Below are 16919 nucleotides of genomic sequence, written 5' to 3'. Positions count from 1 at the left end.
GCGCACGCCGCGAGGCGCCACCGGCACCAATCCGCTTGTACCGATATCGGCCCGCAGACCGGCCACCGCACGCGGCACCACCATGCCCAGTTCACGGGTGATGCCCAACCCACGAGTTGCCCACGACACGAGAATCACCTACCTCAGCTTGAAGCCCGTATAGCCGGTGGCCGCGATCTCGTCGCAACGCCGCCGGTATTCACAGATCCCGCCGGTATAGCCCATGTACATCCGTTTCTTGCCGGGCACATTGCCACCGTTGTACCAGGAGTTACAGCTCGGGTGGACCAGCACCGTCGGCGCCACCAGCGCGGTGGCATGCTCGACCCACTCGTTTTGCGCGCTGTCCAGCGCCTCGATGGTGCGAATCCCGTTGGCACGCAGGTAAACGATGCAATCGGCGATCCATTCGACGTGTTGCTCCAGCGCCGCTACGAAGTTGGTTGCCGCGCTGGGGCTGCCGGGCCCCTGGACCGTGAACAGGTTGGGGAACCCGGCCACCGCCAATCCCAGGTAGGACAGTGGCCCTTGCTGGGCCCAGAACTCGGCCAGTGACATGCCGTCACGTCCACGAATATCGATGCGGCTCAACGCTCCGGTCATCGCGTCGAAACCGGTGGCGTAGATCAGAACATCGAGTTCGTACTCGGTTCGGGTGGTGCGGATCCCGGTTGGCGTCACCGTTTCGATTGGCTCGCTGCGCAGGTCGACGAGGGTGACGTTGTCCCGGTTGAAGGTCTCGTAGTAGCCCTGGTCGATGATGGGTCGCTTGCAGGCAAACGGATGCCGCGGCACCAGCGCGGCGGCCGTTTGCGGGTCGGTCACGATGCGGGCCACTGCTTCGCCGTAAAGCTCTGCGGCCATGCGGTTGGCTTCGATGTCGAAGAAGACATCACCCCAGTTCAACGCGCCCAGCACGCCGTTTTCCTCGATTGCGCGCAGCCGTTCCGCGCGGGTCGCCGTCTTCAGCGGCGGGCTGCCCAACATCTCGAGCAGCACCGAGAAGGCGCTGAGCCGCGCCGCGCCGATCGGGTGGGCTCGTTGCGCCGCGCGGATTTCGGCGTACCGGGATTTCATCTCGTCGAGTTCGCCGGGTTCGAAGCGGTGTACTTGCCACGGCAGCGTGTACGGCGCCGAACGCTGAAACACGCACAGCCGCTCGGCCTCTGGTGCGACGACAGGAATAAGCTGGACGCCGGTCGAGCCGGTGCCGATGACGCCGATTCGCTTGTCGCGCAGATCGAAACCCTCCCGCGGCCAGCGGCTGGTGAACAGCGACGTCCCGGCGAACGACGCCATACCGACAAGGTCTGGTTCCAGCGGGACGGACAAGATTCCCGAGGCGGCAACGACGAAGGGTGCGGTGAACAACTCTCCGGCCTCGGTGCGTACCTGCCAGGTCGCGCTGTCCTCGTCGAAGACCATCCCCACGACCTTGGTGTTGAACGCGATGTCTCGCCGCAGATCAAGCCGGTCGGCGACGAAGTTGAGGTAAGACTCGATCTCGGGCTGAGCCGGCATGGACTCCGTCCAAACCCACTCCTGCTCAATATCTTCGGAAAAGCTGTAGGAGTACTCGATACTCTCGATGTCGCATCGAGCGCCCGGGTACCGGTTAAATAACCAGGTGCCGCCGACGTTTTCGGCCAGTTCGAGTACTTGGGTGCGCACCCCGAGCTGACGCAGCCGATACAGCATGTATAGACCGGAAAAGCCCGCGCCGATAACGATGGCGTCGAACTCAGACTCCATTGCCGCTCACCTTCTCGACGACCCTGGTGACATGAAGCTCCTTGCCGCGCGGCGAACCGAACTGCTGAAATCTATACTGTAACGGATTTAGTATCAGCCGAACGGAGGCATGGGCAAGTGAAGGTCCCATTCACCTGGAAGGTCACTGGGTGGTTCATGATCGGCTGGTCGCCTGAGTTTCCGATCGGTGAGGTCCGGCCGCTGCACTACTTCGGCCAGGACCTGGTCGCCTACCGCGACGAGTCGGGCGAACTGCACGTCCTGGAAGCCCACTGCAAGCACTTGGGCGCACACATCGGGCATGGCGGCAAGGTGGTCGGCGACTGCGTGCAGTGCCCCTTCCACGGTTGGCGATGGGGCCCCGACGGCACCAACCGCTACATCCCCTACCAACCCGAGCGACCCAACCGCGCGCTGAGGCTGCGCGTGTTTCCCGTTCAGGAGCAGTACGACTGCGTGTTCCTCTGGCATCACCCGCACGGTGAGCAGCCGCAGTGGGAAATGCCGGATATCTTCAGGAAATTCCCGCAGTTCGAGACCGATCCGGCCGCCTACTACCGGGCGTATCCGGAGTTCTCCCGGCGAGCCGAGCGCGAACCGGTACATCCGCAGATCGTCTCGGAGAACGCCCCCGACAGCGCCCATTTCGAGTACGTGCACCACGCCACCGTGACGCCACGGGTGCTGGACTGGAAGATCGTCGCGCACGAATGGCAGTTCGTCGCGGGGTGGCCCGAGGCCCGCAGCGACAACCCCGACGATCTTGCCCTACGTTTCCACAGCCACCTGTTCGGCCTGGGCGGAGCGATCAGCGTTTTCGAGGGTGCCCAAAATCATCGGCTGATCTTCACCTGCACCCCGGTGGATGACGAATGTTCAGACCTGTTCTATTCGATCTGGTGGCCGCGAACGCCCGGCGATGACTCCGATGTGCCCGAGGGCAAACTGCGCGAGGTGATCGAGAAGCAGTTTCTGTCTACCGTGTTCGACGATCTTCAGATCTGGCGCTACCAGAAGTACGTCGAACATCCGGCGCTTTCCAAGGTAGATGCGAAAGGCTATATGGCGCTACGCAAGTGGGCGCAACAGTTCTACGACGTGCCGGCTGGCGACAGCATCACCGCGTCGACATGAAACCGTGCCTCGTCCAGTCGGTTGGGCCGGGGGCGCAGGGCCGGAAGGTGTTCATTTTGGCGACCATGACAAGCTCAGACGGTGCGTTACTCACCAAACCAACCGTGATGCCGCGAGCAGACGGGAAGGAGTGCAGTGCCTGAATTTACCGTGCCCGCAGTCGCCAGTGCCGTTGCCGCCGCGGTACCCGATCGCGAACTGGTAGTCCAGGGCGACAAGCGATTCACCTACGCGCAGGTGATCGAACGCTCCAATCGGCTCGCCGCCTACCTGCACTCCCAGGGTCTGGGCTGTCACACCGAGCGCTCCGAGCTTTCCGGCCACGAAGTAGGCCAGGATTTGCTGGGTCTGTACGCCTACAACGGCAACGAATTCGTCGAGGCGCTGTTCGGCAGCTTCGCGGCCCGGGTGGCGCCGTTCAACGTCAACTTCCGCTACGTCAAACAGGAACTGCAGTACCTGCTGGCCGATTCGGGGGCGAGCGCCCTGCTGTACCACTCGGTGTTCGCGCCGCGCGTCGCCGAAGTGCTGCCGGAGCTACCGAACCTGCGCGTGCTGATTCAGATCGCCGACGATTCGGGCAACGAATTGCTGCCTGGCGCAGTCGATTACGAGAGCATCGTGTCGAACCCTGTGCAGCCGCCGCCAGTACGGCATTCCCCCGACGACCTCTATGTGCTCTACACCGGCGGCACGACTGGCATGCCCAAGGGTGTGTTGTGGCGCCAGGCCGACATCTTCATGACGTCCTTCGGCGGCCGCGACCTGGTCAGCGGCCAGTATGTGGATTCGGTCGACGAGATCGTGGCGCGGGTGACGGCCGGGCCGGGCACCAAGCTGATGGTGTTGCCACCGCTGATTCACGGTGCCGCGCAGTGGACCGTGATGACGGCGCTGACCACCGGCCAGACCATCGTCTTCCCTACGATCGTCGACCACCTGGATGCCGAGGACGTGGTGCGCACCATCGAGCGCGAGAAGGTTTCGGTGGTGACGGTGGTCGGTGACGCCATCGCACGGCCATTGGTTGCCGCGATCGAAAGCAAGATCGCCGATGTGTCGTCGCTGTTTGTCGTGGCCAACGGCGGCGCCCTGCTGACACCGTATGTCAAACAGCGCCTGATTGACGCCCTGCCCAATGGCATGGTGATCGACGGCGTCGGATCCTCGGAAACCGGCGCTCAGATGAGCCACATGTCGACCTCCGGCTCGGTGTCGACCGGCAACTTCAACGCCGGGCCGGACACTTTTGTTGCCGCCGAGGATCTTTCGTCGATCCTGCCGCCGGGTCACGACGGCATTGGTTGGCTGGCACAACGCGGCTACGTTCCGCTGGGTTACAAGGGCGACGCCGCCAAGACGGCGGCGACCTTCCCGGTGATCGACGGCGTGCGCTACGCGGTCCCAGGTGACCGGGCGCGCCACCACGAGGCAGGCCACATCGAATTGCTGGGCCGGGATTCGGTGACAATCAATTCCGGCGGCGAGAAGATCTTCGCCGAAGAGGTCGAGACCGCGATCGCGTCTCATCCCGCCGTCACCGACGTGGTCGTCGCCGGTCGACCCAGCGAGCGCTGGGGTCAGGAAGTGGTCGCGGTTGTTTCGCTCGCCGAGGGAGCGCACGCCCAGGCCGAAGAGTTGGTGGCGCACGCAGCGCAGTCGCTGGCCCGCTACAAACTGCCCAAGGCGATTGTGTTCCGCGCGGTCATCGAGCGCAGTCCGTCGGGCAAGGCCGACTACCGTTGGGCCCGAGCACAAGCCGAGGCCGGTTAAGCAAGCGGTAGGTGCGCCGTGTCTAGTCCGCCAGACCCAGCGACGATTGCGCCCGCGTCTCGTAGTACGCGCGGGCGGTGTGGTCGATGTCGTCGAGAAAGAGCTTGTCCGCGCCGATCCTCTTGTTGAACCAGCGCCGCCCGCGCGGACCGAGCATCGCCACCGCCGGCCCGACGAACTTCGCTGTCCGCGGCACGGCTACCTGCGTGCGTGGCTTGTCCAGTGCGCCGACGATGGCCGCGGCAACTACCGGTGGCCCCACCGGTCTGGCCGCCCCCGTACCCTTCGTCCCGGCGATCAGGTCGGTTTGGGTAAACGGCGGCATCACGACGCTGACTTGCACACCGTAAGAAGCGAATTCGTCGGCCATGGCGATGCTGAGTCCGACGACAGCATGCTTGGTGGCGGCGTAGGTGACCTGTCCCGGGATCGCCATCACCCCGGCCATCGACGCAATGTTGACGATGTGCCCGGTGCGCCGACCCACCATTTCGGGCAGCACCAACTGGCAACCGTTGAGCACCCCGTAGAGGTTCACCTCGATGCAGGACCGAATGGCCTGCGGTGTTTGATCGACGAACGAGCCCACCGGCATCACCCCGGCATTGTTGACCAACACGTCGATCCCGCCACCGCCGTCCGACCTGGCCGCATCCAGGAATCCGGCGAAGGACTCCCGATCGGAGACATCCAACGGGTGGCCGAAAATTGTTCCGGCATCCGATAATTCGCTGACCGCCGTTTCCAACGCGCCTTGGTCGCGGTCACCGATGACCACCCGCGCGCCGCGCGCCAACAATGCTGCCGCGGTGGCGAATCCGATGCCGCGGGCGCCGCCGGTGACGAGTACTGTCCTGCCCCTGACCCTATCCATGCCGGAAGCCTTCCAGGATCCCCGCCACCAGGTCCGGCGGAAGGTCCGTCGGGAATCCCGGCAGCACGCGGTCGACCGAGCCGGCGCACCGTGCCCTCAGCGCCGCCGCCACTTCGTCGACGGGAGCGACGACGGCGAAGGCCTCCAGCACCTCGTCATCGATCAGTGCGCCCATTGCGTCCCATTCACCCTGCCGCGACAACCGGTGCAGTTCGGTGTGCAGGTCGCCCCAGCCATGCAGGTCGAGCACTTTCAGGTAGGACGGCGTGGACCCGTAGAAGGCGATTTGCTTGCGGATGGCCGCTGCCGATGTGGCCATCTCGGCTTCGTTGCGCCCTGTGACGATGAAGACCGGGCACGTCACCGCGACGTCGGCGCGGCGGCGACCCGCTCGTCGAAGCCCACGGTGTAGGGCTGGCAGGGTCACCTGGTCCAGGTACCGCTGGGTCGTGAAGGCGTGGGCGATCACGCCGTCAGCCACCTCACCGCACATCTCGGTCATCGCCTCACCGACAGCTGCCACGAAAACCTTTGGTAATGCGCATGTTAAGGGTTCTGGAGTGAACATCGGCGTCATCAGCCGGTGGGTGTAGAAGTCACCTTCGAAGCTCAGCCGGGTACCGTCGCGCCAGCAGTCCCAGATCGCGCGCAGCGCAGAGACGAACTCACGCATCCGCGGCACGGGCCGACCCCATGGCATGCTGAACCGCTTTTCGATGTGGGCCTTGACCTGTGTGCCCAAACCGAGAATGAATCGGCCTCCGGAGTAGGCCTGCAGGTCCCATGCCACGTTGGCAACGGTCATCGGGTTGCGAGCGAACGCGACCGCGATGCTGGTGCCCAGTTCGATCGTCGAGGTGTGCTCGGCGGCCAGCAACATGGGCAGGAAGGGGTCGTGGTTGATCTCGCCGGTCCAGCACCCGTCGTAGCGTTGCCGCTCGAGTTCCCGCGCGACGCGGGGCACCCGCGCCAACTCCAGGGGGATGCCACCGTCGAGCTTGATCGCCGCAACCGCCTCCGCGGGCATTTAGCGCATCACCCGGACGGGCACGTTGCTCCAGCCGGCGACGTTTTGCATGTTGACCCGTTTGCAACCCGGCAAACCGACCTCGTAACGGGGCATGAAGTCCAGCATCCGCTCGAGTGCGATCACGCTTTCCATGCGTGCCAACGCGGCACCGAGACAGCTGTGGATGCCGTAACCGAAGCCGAGATTCTGCGACTGAGTGCGGTCACGATCGATGTCGAACGTGTCGGGATCGTTCCACGCCAATGGATCCCGGTTCGCCGAAGCACCGACCAAGAACACTGGTTTGCCCGCCGGGATCGTCACACCGTGCAATGTCACCGCACGCATCGAGCGGCGCACGTTGTACTGCGCAGGCGCCTCGTAACGCAACAATTCCTCGACCGCCAGGGGAACCTTGCCTCGATCGTCGAGCAATTTCTGCCACTGGTCGGGGTTTCTGGCGAACACCACCGCGGCGTTGCCCAGCAGCTTGGTCACCGTCTCGGCGCCGGCACCACCCAATAGCGTTGCGAATTCCGTGATTTCGACGTTATCCAGCGGTGTCATCGCGCCGTCGTCACGTTCGATTTCGGCGGCGATCAGCCTGCTGAGCAGGTCATCGCCCAGGGCCTCGCGCCGCCGCTTGATGAGCCGGTAATAGTAGATTGCCATGTCGACGGCAGACTTCTGCCCGGCCTCGCTCATCTCGACCTCGCCGGGGCCTCGGTGCAGCAGGTCATCGATCCACAGCCGGATTTGCTGATGATCTTCGTCCGGCACCCCCTGCAACGTCGCCATCACGTCGACGGGAAACAGCGCCGAGAAGTCCTGGACGAAGTCAAAGCCATCCGGATCCAGCGCCGACAGGTGCTTGTCGACCAGTTCTGCTACCAGACCCTTGAAGGACAGGATCGCGCGCGGGGTGAACACTTTGTTCAGCAAGCCGCGCATGCGCCGGTGCGCCGGTGGATCCATCGCGATGATCGACCCGTGCTCGGTCACATGGTCTTTGCGCACCTGGGCCAGATCAACGCCGTAGGCCGAGGAGAAGGTCTCGTAGTCCTTGAACGCGGCGGCCACGTCCTGGTGTCGGGTCAGTGCGTAGAAGTCGTACTCTTCGCTGTAGTAAACGGGTGCCTCGTCCCGCATCCGCCGGTAGGTCTCATAGGGACTGTTGAAGAAGTCTTCGGAAAACGGGTCGAACAGCACTGTCGCGGTGGTCATGGATTTGTCCCCCCGTCAACCCGCGGCTGTGGCCCGAGCGGACGTTTGTGAACAGGCACCTCGCTCGATTTGCCCACGGCGTCCAACCTTTCCCCGGTCCTGGCCTGGAACGATCAACGGTAATGGTTACAGTATTATAGACAAGTGTCCTCGGCACCGCGGAAGGGCGTTAATGACACTGAACGAGGTCGCCATCATCGGCGTCGGTCTGCATCCGTTCGGCCGCTTCGAGGGAAAGTCCGCGATGCAGATGGGAGTCGACGCCATCTTCGCCGCGGTGCGGGACGCGGGCGTTGGGTGGAACGATATCCAGGCCGCGACTGGGGGTAGTTGGACAGTTGCCAATCCAGATGCGATCGTCGGGATGGTTGGCCTGTCGGGGATTCCGTTCACCAACGTCTTCAACGCCTGCGCCACCGCGGCAAGCGCCGCAAAGGTATGCGCCGACGGAATTCGACTGGGCGACTACGCCATTGGCATCGCCGTAGGTTTGGACAAACATCCGCGCGGCGCGTTCACCGAGGATCCGGCACTGGTGGGCATGCCGCGCTGGTATGCCGAGAACGGGCAGTACCTAACCACCCAATTCTTCGGGATGAAGGCCAACCGTTACCTGCATGAGCACGCCATCTCGCAGCGAACCCTGGCGCGAGTCGCCGCAAAGAATTTCCGCAATGGCGTGTTGAACCCGAATGCGTTCCGGCGCAAGGCGATTTCCGAGGACGACATCCTCAACTCAGCCATGCTCAACTATCCGCTCACCCAGTACATGTTCTGCGCCCCCGACGAGGGGGCCGCCGCGGTGGTGATGTGCCGCGCCGACATCGCCCGCCGCTACACCGACAAGCCGGTCTACCTCAAGGCCGTCGAGGTGCGCACCCGCAGATACGGTGCCTACGAAGTGAACACCACTTGCGCACCGGTCGACGAGGACGTCGCGCCCACCGTGTACGCCGCGCGCGCCGCCTTCGAAAAAGCCGGGGTCGGACCCGAGGACGTCGACGTGATCCAGTTGCAGGACACCGACGCCGGCGCGGAAGTCATCCACATGGCCGAATGCGGTTTCTGCGCCCACGGAGACCAGGAAAAGCTGCTGGCCGACGGCGCTACGGAAATCGGCGGTGCCATGCCGATCAACACCGACGGCGGCCTGATCGCCAACGGTGAGCCGATCGGCGCATCGGGCCTGCGCCAAATCCATGAAATAGTCCGGCAATTGCGCGGACAGGCCGGCGACCGTCAGGTACCGGGCCAACCCCGCGTCGGCTTCACCCAGCTTTACGGCGCCCCAGGCACGGCAGCCGCGACGATACTGACCACCTGACTTTTCGCGCTACCGCAGGAACAGTTCGGACGGCATGGGTCTGGCGAAATGCCAACCTTGCGCGGAGTCGCAACCGAGGGCCCGCAACCGCGCGGCCTGGCTAGCGGTCTCGACCTGCTCTGCGGTCACAGTGAGGCCCAGCGTATGGGCTAAGTCGATCATTGCCCGGGTGATCTGTTCGTCGGCCAACCGGCCGTGGATGTTGCCGCCGATGTTTCTGATGAACTCGCCGGCGAGTTTGACCACATCGACGGGCAACTCGCGCAGGTAGGCCAGGCTGGAGAAGCCGGTGCCGAAATCGTCGATGGCGATCGACACCCCCATCGCGGACAGCTGCTGCAACCGCCGCACCGATGTCTCATCCTTGCCGAGGACCGCGTTCTCGGTGAGTTCCAGCTGCAGCGCATGCGGAGGAAGGTCGGCGTTGTGCAGCGCATTTTTGACCACCGTGATGAAAGTGGGGTCACAGACGTTGCGGACGGCGACGTTCACGCTGACGAACAGTTGCGAGTCGGCGGCTTGTTCGGCACGCCATGCCTGCATGTGCTGACACGCCTGCTCGACCACGAACGTCGTCAGCGGCACGATCATGCCGTTTCGCTCGGCGAGGCTGATGAACCGGTCTGGAAGTAAGGTCCCCAGCGTCGGGTGCTCCCACCGCAGCAGGGCCTCGACACCGACGATGGCGTTGTCGGCGAGCCGCACGATCGGCTGATAGACCAGACGGAATTCGCCGCGATCGAGCGCTTTGTGCATCGGGGTGTTTTCATGGTGGCGATCGTGGATCACCCACCTATTGCCGCCGGCTTGCTTCGCGCGGGCGAGCGTTACGTCCGCTCCCTTCATCAGGTCGACCTCGGAAATAATCGCGACCTCTTGCTCCATGACCCCAACGCTGGCCGACACGGTGATCGGGTTCCCGTCAATGTCGAACGGCGACTCGAGGACGCGCAGCACCGAGTCAGCAAGCTCGGTGACCTCGTCGGTGCTGGCCGGTTCGTGCAACAAGAAGACGAACTCGTCGCCGCCCAGACGAGCCACGAAGTGTTCGGGTCGCTGGAGGCACAACGACAGCCGTTCGGCGACCTTGACCAGGAGTTTGTCACCCACGTCGTGGCCGAGCGTGTCGTTGACGTCTTTGAAACCGTCGAGGTCGACGTAGCAGATACCGACCTTGGACTGCGGATCTTCGAATGCGGCGGTGAGGCGATCGAAAAACTGACTGCGATTCGGCAACCCGGTGAGCGGATCGTGTAGAGCCTGGTGGCGCAACTGTTGTTCGAGTTGACGGCGATCGGTGACATCTCCGAATACGGCCAGGGTGTATATGGGTACGCCATTAGCGTCTCGGATCAGCGACACGTTGACGGTGTTCCAGATTGTGTGCCCGTCGCGGTGCAGGTGAGGTTTCTCCAGGCTGACCATTTCCACCTTGCCGCTCATCAGCGCCCCGTACTGATCCCACACTTCAGAGGTGTCGTCGGGATGGGTGAGATCGGTGATGTGGAACATCCTGATGAACTCTTCGGTCTCATAGCCGAACATGCGAGCGAACGCGTCGTTGACCATCAGGATCTTGCCGTTCATATCGGAAATGCCGACTCCGACCCCGGCCTGAGCGAAGACCGCGCGCAACAAGGCCGCGTCACGGCCGCTCGCGCCGCCGGCGAGCATCGAGTCGATCGCGCCCTTCTCTGCGGCGGTGTCGGCCGCCGCCAATCGCCTGGCTGCCGCGAGCACGGCCCCCACGTCGTCTTCAGCGTCCATCTCGTCGAGACCCTCCCTTTCCGGGACGACCCTTCGCATACCGGCTTACCCTCCTGGCAGCAACATACAGTTTTCCTGCACAGCACCTATGAAGTGTGTGCAACCCACTGCGTATACCGCCGTTCGTTGCGGCTCGCCGCAGGTAGGTGGCGAGTCGCCTGATTCTAGTAGGCGGGCGTATAATTAGCCCACCCTCAAAAGGCCTGTTGACGAAAGTCGGCTCAGCAACGGCGATTTAGTCCATCGAAGAAAGACATTGCGTTGAAATATGTGATGCAACTGCGGGATGCAGGCCAAGAGGCGGTGCGCGAGCACGGCTTTTTCCGCTGGTTATCCAGCGACTCGATCCCGCCGCAGGACCAGCTGGCAATCGGACCGGCCGGCGCGCTGTTCATCATGCAGTTCCGCGACATGAACCGGTGGGTGCTCCGGTTCCCGGAACCGCATGACGAGTACGAGTGGGTGATCAATCTCGGCACCCTCGAGGACGAAAAGCACTCGAAGATGTTTTTGGAGGATTGGCGCAAGCTCGACCTGGATGCGCGCCTGGGCTGGCGTACCAGCGACACGCTGTGGTGGCTGTTTCTGTCGCCTGACCAGGAGACGTTCCGGCGCAGCGGAATTGAGTTCATCCGGTTGGTAGTTGACGACGGCGACGATGCGCTGATCCGGTTCGGCCACTCCGAAGCCGGCGAGGCTACCGGGCACGTCATGCTCAGCAACACCGCTCGAGTCGCCGCCAAGCTGTCGCGCCGAACCGACATGGAGTACCGCTACTTCGGTCCGTACCACTTGGATTTGGAATCCGGACACGTCGGCAATACCGAAGGCGTTTTCGAGACCGTGGTCCTCGACCCCGCCCGTCGGGAACGTTCGGCCGAGGCATGCCAACGCATGTTCGGCATCTTTAATGGCATTTTCGACGGATTCCTGGACTACGCAACCACGTATCTCGATAGAGGTACGGTCCCGCGTCGCCCGCAACTGCCCGATTCGGTGCGGGCCGACTGGACCGCCCCCCCGCTTGAGATCAAGGCGGGAGACGACAACGACGCCGCGATGCTTTCGCACATCGAGGAGCGCAAAGCCCGGCTGCGCGCGCACCCGTTCTACGAGTGGCTACGCGACGACGAACGCGGTCCCGCCGACAAACTCCGTCAGTTCATTCCCATGTGGGTGATGGACATCCTCGGCTACCGCGATCTCACCAAGTACGCCTTGATGTTTGCCGATCCCGCGAGCACCGCGGAGCACGCGGTGAACGCGTGGGCATCGCGGTTGTCCGAACACAGCGGCCTGTTCCTGTCGGATTGGGACGCACTCGGTCTCGATCAGATGCTCGGCCACGCAGCCAGTGACGCACTGGAGTGGCTGTTCTTTGATCCCGATCTGGACTTACATCGACAGAACATGATCGAGTTCGCCAAAATCGCACTGCAACACAATGATCCGGCACTTCGGTGGTGGATGCTGGTGGCCCTGGAATCGACGGGTGAGGAGTTCTTCGCCCAAACGCAACCGCTTGCACTAGCCGCAGAAGCCGAGACCGGCGGCAGGCTGGACTATCTCGCCGGCCGGCACGACCCGCCGGCAGATGCGAGCAGCACCGAGATGAGCGCACCCGCACCGCTTGCTGACAACCAATTGCAGCTCGCGAAAAACATCGCCGACCACGTGTTCGACTCGATGGAGCGCCAGCTGTGGCGATCGTATGCCATCGTCCGAGCCGGCAAGTACGCGAATTTGTCTGTCCAGCACTAGCCTTGACAGGCTCACGCCGTAGCGGCTGAAGCCTGCACCACCACAGTCAGGTCGCGCCGGCCGTGCCGATGGTGCAGCAGGTAGGCGCTGCCGAGAAACATGCAGACCGCGGCGGGGATGAGCAGCGCGTATCCCCCGAACTGAGCGCCGGCCAGTATCCCCGCTATTCCGCCGGTCAGAAACAGCACGAGCGTCACCGTCAGGATGGCGGCCTTCCACTTGTCGAACCCGTGCTTGCGGCTGCGTCCGATCATCAACCCGAGGTCGGTGATGGTGCCGGTGAAATGAGTTGTGCGAACAGCCATCCCGCGGAAGCTTGAAGTGAGCCCATTTTGCAGACCGAGGGCTGCCGCAGCCAACAGCGCTTGCACCGCGGTTTGCTCGATTCCCAGGCCCGCAATCTGCGCCTCCACCGCGCCTTCCACACCCACGGCGGCCAGCAGCAGCAATATCGCCTGGATCGTCAACACGACGGCGTGGCGGGTGCCGGTGGCGGTCCCGGTTGAGGCGATCAGCCTGCCGCTTACGGTCGCTCCGATCAAGAACCCCACCAGGATGGCGATCAGCACGTGACTTTGGTACATCCACGGGTGGGCTGTGTCCATGCCGAGCTGGGTGGTTACACCGGTGAGATTGCCGACCGGAACCGCCAGGATCATCAGCGCGACCGCGTTGACCAACCCCGCGTTGAATGCCAGTGCGGCGCAGTAGCCGAGCAGGCGTACGTGCTTTCCGTGCGTCTGACCTTCTCGGACGACGTCAGTGGGCATTTGGGTTCCTCCCCATCTGATTCGCCGAATGGTTGTCTCATCGGCGCTGCCAGCGAACCGAACTCAATGCTGGCGCCACCGACTTGGAGGAATCTTGACGGATTCTTGGGACCGCCCAGAAGGCGCTCAGAAAACGATCAAAAGGCGCCTGCGCTACCGTCGAGGGCATGGCTGGAATCTCCGAAAACGATCGAATTGACGACGTCGCCCCCGGCGATCTCATTGCCTTTGACCGCGCCATCGACCGCGGGCCGGGACGAAAGTCCTACAAAGTGGTGTTCAAAGACGCCACCGAAGCGGGGTACGTGGTCACGCTCGAAGGCAACGACGGCGAAACCTTCCAGGTCAACCTGACGGCCGGCACCACCGTGGAACGCGCGCTGGGATCGAAGTGGGAGTCTGCGCAAAGCCCCACCACGCAGACCTGACGTCAGGAGACCTTGCGAGCCGGCGGCGAATAGTTCGGCTTGCCCAGGCCCAGGACATGCTGAGCGATCATGTTGCGGAACACCTCCAGGGTGCCTCCGTAAATGCCGGCCAGCGGCGCGAACCGGTAGAGATACTCCGAGGCCCCGTTGTCGGCGGCACCCTCGGTCCCGATGGGTAGCACCGATGCTGGTCCGGCGATGTCCATCAGATCGGGTCCGATATCGCGCATGGTCTGCGCCTGCGCCACCCGGCCGAAGATGCTTGGAGTCGACAGTGCCGCCTCCAACCGCGCCGCACTGCGACCCAACCGGTAAGCCACCGACCCGTCATCGATCAGACGCCGTCCGTCCGAGCTGGCCTGTGCGACCTTGGCTGCCACCGCGTCAAGTGCCGCCGACATGAACCCGGTCTGATGCTGCATGATCGCGATGTCCTGTAGCCCATCCGGCGCCACCGCAACCGCACCGTGTTCGGCGTCCAACGGTCCGCGTAGCACGGTCCAACCGCCGTTGGGTTCGCCCAGCAGGTACTTGTCGTCGACCCGGACATCGCTGTAGTAGACGATGTTGGTTCGGTCGCCGTCGACGGTGCGAATACCTTGGATTTCAATACCGGGCAGATCGAGCGGCACCAGAAACATGGTCAGGCTCTTGTGTTTCCGGGCGCTGGGATCGGTATTGGTGATGAGGAATACGTATTGGCAATTGTGGGCGCCGGTGGTGAACATCTTGGACCCGTTAACGATCCACTGATCGCCATCGCGTACCGCGCGGGTCTTACAGGTGGCGATGTCGGAGCCGCCTTCGGGTTCGGTGTAGCCCAGGCACATCCGGACCTCGCCGCTGAACACCTTGGGCAGCACTTCCTCGACGAGTTCGGGTTTGCCGAAGGCGGCGACGGCCCGTGCCACCATTGCCGTGGTACCCCACGTCACCCACGGGGTATGCACACGTCTTTTCTCCAGCTCCCAGATGCGACGCCGCAGACGGGTAAACCCGCCGTCGGCCAACGGTTTCCACTCTTTCTCCAGGTAGCCGGCCGCACCGGCAGCCAGATGTACGCCTTCATCGAAGTTGTCGCCGGTCTCGCGGTCGCGGCGCCGCACCTCGTCGGTGACGTGTTCGGCAAGAAAAGCGCGGACTTCAGCCAGAAAGGCCTGGTCTTCGTCATCGAGTGCTACCCGTGTGAAATCCATTGAATTACGCGCTTTCCCGTTCGGCGACAAGCTTTCCGACTTGGCGAGCGGTAATGCCCGGATCGCCTCCGGCCAGCGCCCAGCCGCGGGCGCGCACCAGATACGCCGAAGCAGCTGCTTCCGTCGACACTCCGAGGCCGCCCTGGATATGCACCGCCATGGTCGCCGCCTTGGCCGCTTCCTCGGCCATGAACACGAACGCGCACCCCGGCAGTTCGGGACGCTCGTCGGGCTCGTTGTCCAGATACCAGGCGGCGCGGCGGGATAGGTTGCGACCGCCCTGGACGACGATCGCCATGTTGGCCAGCGGATGCGAGATCGCCTGCAGCGTCGAAATCGGGACACCGAGGGTATAGCGCGACTTGGCGAATTCCGCCGCGATCGACATCGTCTGCTCCACCAGCCCGGCCAACGCGGCGGCGGTCAGCAGTCGCCACTCATCAATTGCCCGCCGGTAGGCCGCGATTGCCGCCGGCCCCGACCCCAGCACCGTGCGTGTGTCCGCCGCGCCCGGATCGACCCATGCCATCGGCAGTTGACCGAGGTTGGGCACGCGGACGGGCCTGCTGCCGAACGTCAGCAGAACCACGTCGTCGCCTTCCCGAACGATCAGACCGTCGGCGATCGCTGCTGAGGCAACCAGCCGCGAACCGCTCAGGGGCTCCGGCGCGACGTCGATCCCGAGAATTCGGCTTCCCTCGACCACGTCAGCAGATACCGCACCCAACCGTTCCGTCAGACGTGCGGCGCAGACGTGGTCGACCCACGGCACCGGGGCCAGCACTCGGCCCAGTTCCTCGGCAACCAGGGTGAGATCCACCAGGGTGGCTCCGTCACCGCCGGCATCCTCACCTATTGCCATCGATGACGCGCCGGTGGCGCACAGTCGCTCCCAGAGGCTCTTGTCGAACCCGGTTTCCTGTGCGGCCCAAACGGTTTCGATCGGGCAGTGGGTTTCCAACAGTTGGCGGTAAGCGGCCTGTAACGCCTTGTGGTCGTCGCTGAGACTGTAGTCTTGACGGCGCAGCTCGTAGCGATCCATTCTCCTCAGCGCTCCTGATTCTGTTCTGGCTCACCGAAGAAGAACTCAGCGGCGTTCTGGTAGAGGTAATTGTCGAGGACTTCAGCAGGCAAATCGAGTGCGTTGGCCTCGGGAACCACGCGGTGCTGGCGCAACACGGGCCAGTCGGAGGCAAAGATGACCTTGTTTGGACCCCGGGTTCGCATGTAGTGAATAAGGCTGTCCGGCAAGCGTTTTGGCGACCATGCTGAGGTCATCAATCGCAGGTTGCGGTACTTGATCAGCATCCGGATCGCGATCTCCCACCACGGGTCGGCGCCGTGGATCATGCACAGCTTCAACTCGGGGAAGCGCACGCAGACCCTGTCCAGATGGATGGGGTTCTGCACCTCCCCGGGGATGGGCGGGCCCGGCAGCCCGGTGTTCACGCACAGCGGCAGCTCGAGCTCGGCGCACTTGGCGTACAGCGGGTAGTACACGGCATCACTGGGCGGATATTGTCCGTCGGCCCAGAAGCTCGGTCCAACCGCCGCGTAGGCGACGGGCAGATCGGCCGCGGTTGCGGTCAACTCGCGCAACGACTTTACCGGTCGTAACAGGTTCATCCCGCCCATGGCCAACGCGAATCGATCCGGCTTGGCATCGACGAACTTGCGCGCGGTCACCGACGGCTTGGCGAGGTTGTCCATCAGGATCGCCTTTTGCACACCGTGTTCGTCCATCTCGTCGAGCAACTCCGAAAGGTCTACCGGGTCGAACATCGACTTGGGTCCCTTGAAGTAGTCGTCGCGAACCTTGTTCATGAACTCGGGTTGCGTTTGCGTCTCGCCGAAATGAACGTTGACGAGGCAGTCGATAACCGGCCGCTGGGCACCGTGGGTCATTG

Annotated in this window: 14 protein-coding genes and 1 pseudogene; 5 read left to right on the top strand and 10 right to left on the bottom strand. The window is 63.5% G+C overall.

Annotated elements, in window-relative coordinates; genetic code table 11:
• Positions 1-138: 138 nt before the first annotated feature.
• Positions 139-1752, bottom strand: a complete 1614-nt coding sequence (locus A5634_RS12455; RefSeq protein ID WP_065144352.1) for a flavin-containing monooxygenase — start codon at positions 1750-1752, stop codon at positions 139-141.
• 117 nt (positions 1753-1869) lie between these two features.
• Between A5634_RS12455 and A5634_RS12450 the strand changes: the two genes are divergently transcribed.
• Together A5634_RS12450 and A5634_RS12445 are read left to right on the top strand one after the other, a co-directional pair.
• Positions 1870-2886: a Rieske 2Fe-2S domain-containing protein gene (locus A5634_RS12450; protein WP_065144351.1), complete on the top strand. Its 1017-nt coding sequence runs from the start codon at positions 1870-1872 to the stop codon at positions 2884-2886.
• A gap of 135 nt (positions 2887-3021) precedes the next feature.
• The gene (locus A5634_RS12445) at positions 3022-4659 is read left to right on the top strand and encodes an acyl-CoA synthetase (protein WP_065144350.1); all 1638 of its coding nucleotides are present in this window, start codon (positions 3022-3024) and stop codon (positions 4657-4659) included.
• 22 nt (positions 4660-4681) lie between these two features.
• Here the strand turns inward: A5634_RS12445 and A5634_RS12440 are convergent, their stop codons facing one another.
• From A5634_RS12440 to A5634_RS12430, 3 genes are read right to left on the bottom strand one after another with little or no spacing between them, the layout of a single operon-like run.
• On the bottom strand, positions 4682-5533 hold the full coding sequence (locus A5634_RS12440) for an SDR family oxidoreductase (RefSeq protein WP_065144349.1): 852 nt from the start codon (positions 5531-5533) through the stop codon (positions 4682-4684).
• Positions 5526-6560 carry an LLM class F420-dependent oxidoreductase gene (locus tag A5634_RS12435; protein ID WP_065144348.1) on the bottom strand — a complete coding sequence of 345 codons (1035 nt, stop codon included), beginning with the start codon at positions 6558-6560 and terminating at the stop codon, positions 5526-5528. The genes A5634_RS12440 and A5634_RS12435 overlap by 8 nt, the downstream gene beginning before the upstream one ends.
• The gene (locus tag A5634_RS12430; protein WP_065144347.1) at positions 6561-7766 is read right to left on the bottom strand and encodes a cytochrome P450; all 1206 of its coding nucleotides are present in this window, start codon (positions 7764-7766) and stop codon (positions 6561-6563) included. It lies immediately after the preceding gene.
• Positions 7767-7944: 178 nt separating this feature from the next.
• On the opposite strand from A5634_RS12430, the gene A5634_RS12425 reads away from it, so the two are divergent.
• Complete coding sequence (locus tag A5634_RS12425) at positions 7945-9090, top strand: thiolase family protein (protein WP_065144362.1); 1146 nt, start codon at positions 7945-7947, stop codon at positions 9088-9090.
• A gap of 9 nt (positions 9091-9099) precedes the next feature.
• Here the strand turns inward: A5634_RS12425 and A5634_RS30335 are convergent, their stop codons facing one another.
• Together A5634_RS30335 and A5634_RS30330 are read right to left on the bottom strand one after the other, a co-directional pair.
• Positions 9100-10362: a putative bifunctional diguanylate cyclase/phosphodiesterase gene (locus A5634_RS30335; RefSeq protein ID WP_437339971.1), complete on the bottom strand. Its 1263-nt coding sequence runs from the start codon at positions 10360-10362 to the stop codon at positions 9100-9102.
• Positions 10363-10371: 9 nt separating this feature from the next.
• Positions 10372-10764 (bottom strand): annotated as a pseudogene (locus A5634_RS30330) (PAS domain-containing protein); the annotation flags it as partial.
• A gap of 354 nt (positions 10765-11118) precedes the next feature.
• On the opposite strand from A5634_RS30330, the gene A5634_RS12415 reads away from it, so the two are divergent.
• Complete coding sequence (locus tag A5634_RS12415; protein WP_155769507.1) at positions 11119-12618, top strand: hypothetical protein; 1500 nt, start codon at positions 11119-11121, stop codon at positions 12616-12618.
• 11 nt (positions 12619-12629) lie between these two features.
• Here the strand turns inward: A5634_RS12415 and A5634_RS12410 are convergent, their stop codons facing one another.
• A complete protein-coding gene (locus A5634_RS12410) occupies positions 12630-13388 on the bottom strand; it encodes a YoaK family protein (protein WP_065144344.1) in 759 nt (252 codons plus the stop codon).
• A 167-nt stretch (positions 13389-13555) separates the two neighbouring features.
• Here A5634_RS12410 and A5634_RS12405 point away from each other — a divergent pair, with 167 nt between their 5' ends.
• Complete coding sequence (locus A5634_RS12405) at positions 13556-13816, top strand: hypothetical protein (RefSeq protein WP_065144343.1); 261 nt, start codon at positions 13556-13558, stop codon at positions 13814-13816.
• Positions 13817-13818: 2 nt separating this feature from the next.
• On the opposite strand, the gene A5634_RS12400 is transcribed toward A5634_RS12405, so the two are convergent.
• The 3 genes from A5634_RS12400 to A5634_RS12390 are packed head-to-tail and all read right to left on the bottom strand — an operon-like array spanning position 13819 to position 16917.
• Positions 13819-15012: an acyl-CoA dehydrogenase family protein gene (locus A5634_RS12400; protein WP_065144342.1), complete on the bottom strand. Its 1194-nt coding sequence runs from the start codon at positions 15010-15012 to the stop codon at positions 13819-13821.
• A 4-nt stretch (positions 15013-15016) separates the two neighbouring features.
• Entirely contained in the window at positions 15017-16054 is a 1038-nt protein-coding gene (locus A5634_RS12395; RefSeq protein ID WP_065144341.1) for an acyl-CoA dehydrogenase family protein, read from the bottom strand.
• Positions 16055-16059: 5 nt separating this feature from the next.
• Positions 16060-16917 carry an amidohydrolase family protein gene (locus A5634_RS12390; RefSeq protein WP_065144340.1) on the bottom strand — a complete coding sequence of 286 codons (858 nt, stop codon included), beginning with the start codon at positions 16915-16917 and terminating at the stop codon, positions 16060-16062.
• Positions 16918-16919 lie beyond the last annotated feature (2 nt).

The organism is Mycobacterium asiaticum, assembly GCF_001673365.1.
Taxonomy (GTDB): domain Bacteria; phylum Actinomycetota; class Actinomycetes; order Mycobacteriales; family Mycobacteriaceae; genus Mycobacterium; species Mycobacterium asiaticum_A.
The sequence above is the reverse complement of the archived record's forward strand: the minus strand, read 5'-3'. Positions and strand labels throughout refer to the sequence as shown.

Bases quoted from the DNA above. Each gene is read 5' to 3' on its own strand.
- A5634_RS12410 (WP_065144344.1), bottom strand. From the start codon at position 13,388: ATGCCCACTGACGTCGTCCGAGAAGGTCAGACGCACGGAAAGCACGTA.
- A5634_RS12455 (WP_065144352.1), bottom strand. From the start codon at position 1,752: ATGGAGTCTGAGTTCGACGCCATCGTTATCGGCGCGGGCTTTTCCGGT.
- A5634_RS12430 (WP_065144347.1), bottom strand. From the start codon at position 7,766: ATGACCACCGCGACAGTGCTGTTCGACCCGTTTTCCGAAGACTTCTTC.
- A5634_RS12395 (WP_065144341.1), bottom strand. From the start codon at position 16,054: ATGGATCGCTACGAGCTGCGCCGTCAAGACTACAGTCTCAGCGACGAC.
- A5634_RS12435 (WP_065144348.1), bottom strand. From the start codon at position 6,560: ATGCCCGCGGAGGCGGTTGCGGCGATCAAGCTCGACGGTGGCATCCCC.
- A5634_RS12390 (WP_065144340.1), bottom strand. From the start codon at position 16,917: ATGACCCACGGTGCCCAGCGGCCGGTTATCGACTGCCTCGTCAACGTT.
- A5634_RS12440 (WP_065144349.1), bottom strand. From the start codon at position 5,533: ATGGATAGGGTCAGGGGCAGGACAGTACTCGTCACCGGCGGCGCCCGC.
- A5634_RS12405 (WP_065144343.1), top strand. From the start codon at position 13,556: ATGGCTGGAATCTCCGAAAACGATCGAATTGACGACGTCGCCCCCGGC.
- A5634_RS12400 (WP_065144342.1), bottom strand. From the start codon at position 15,012: ATGGATTTCACACGGGTAGCACTCGATGACGAAGACCAGGCCTTTCTG.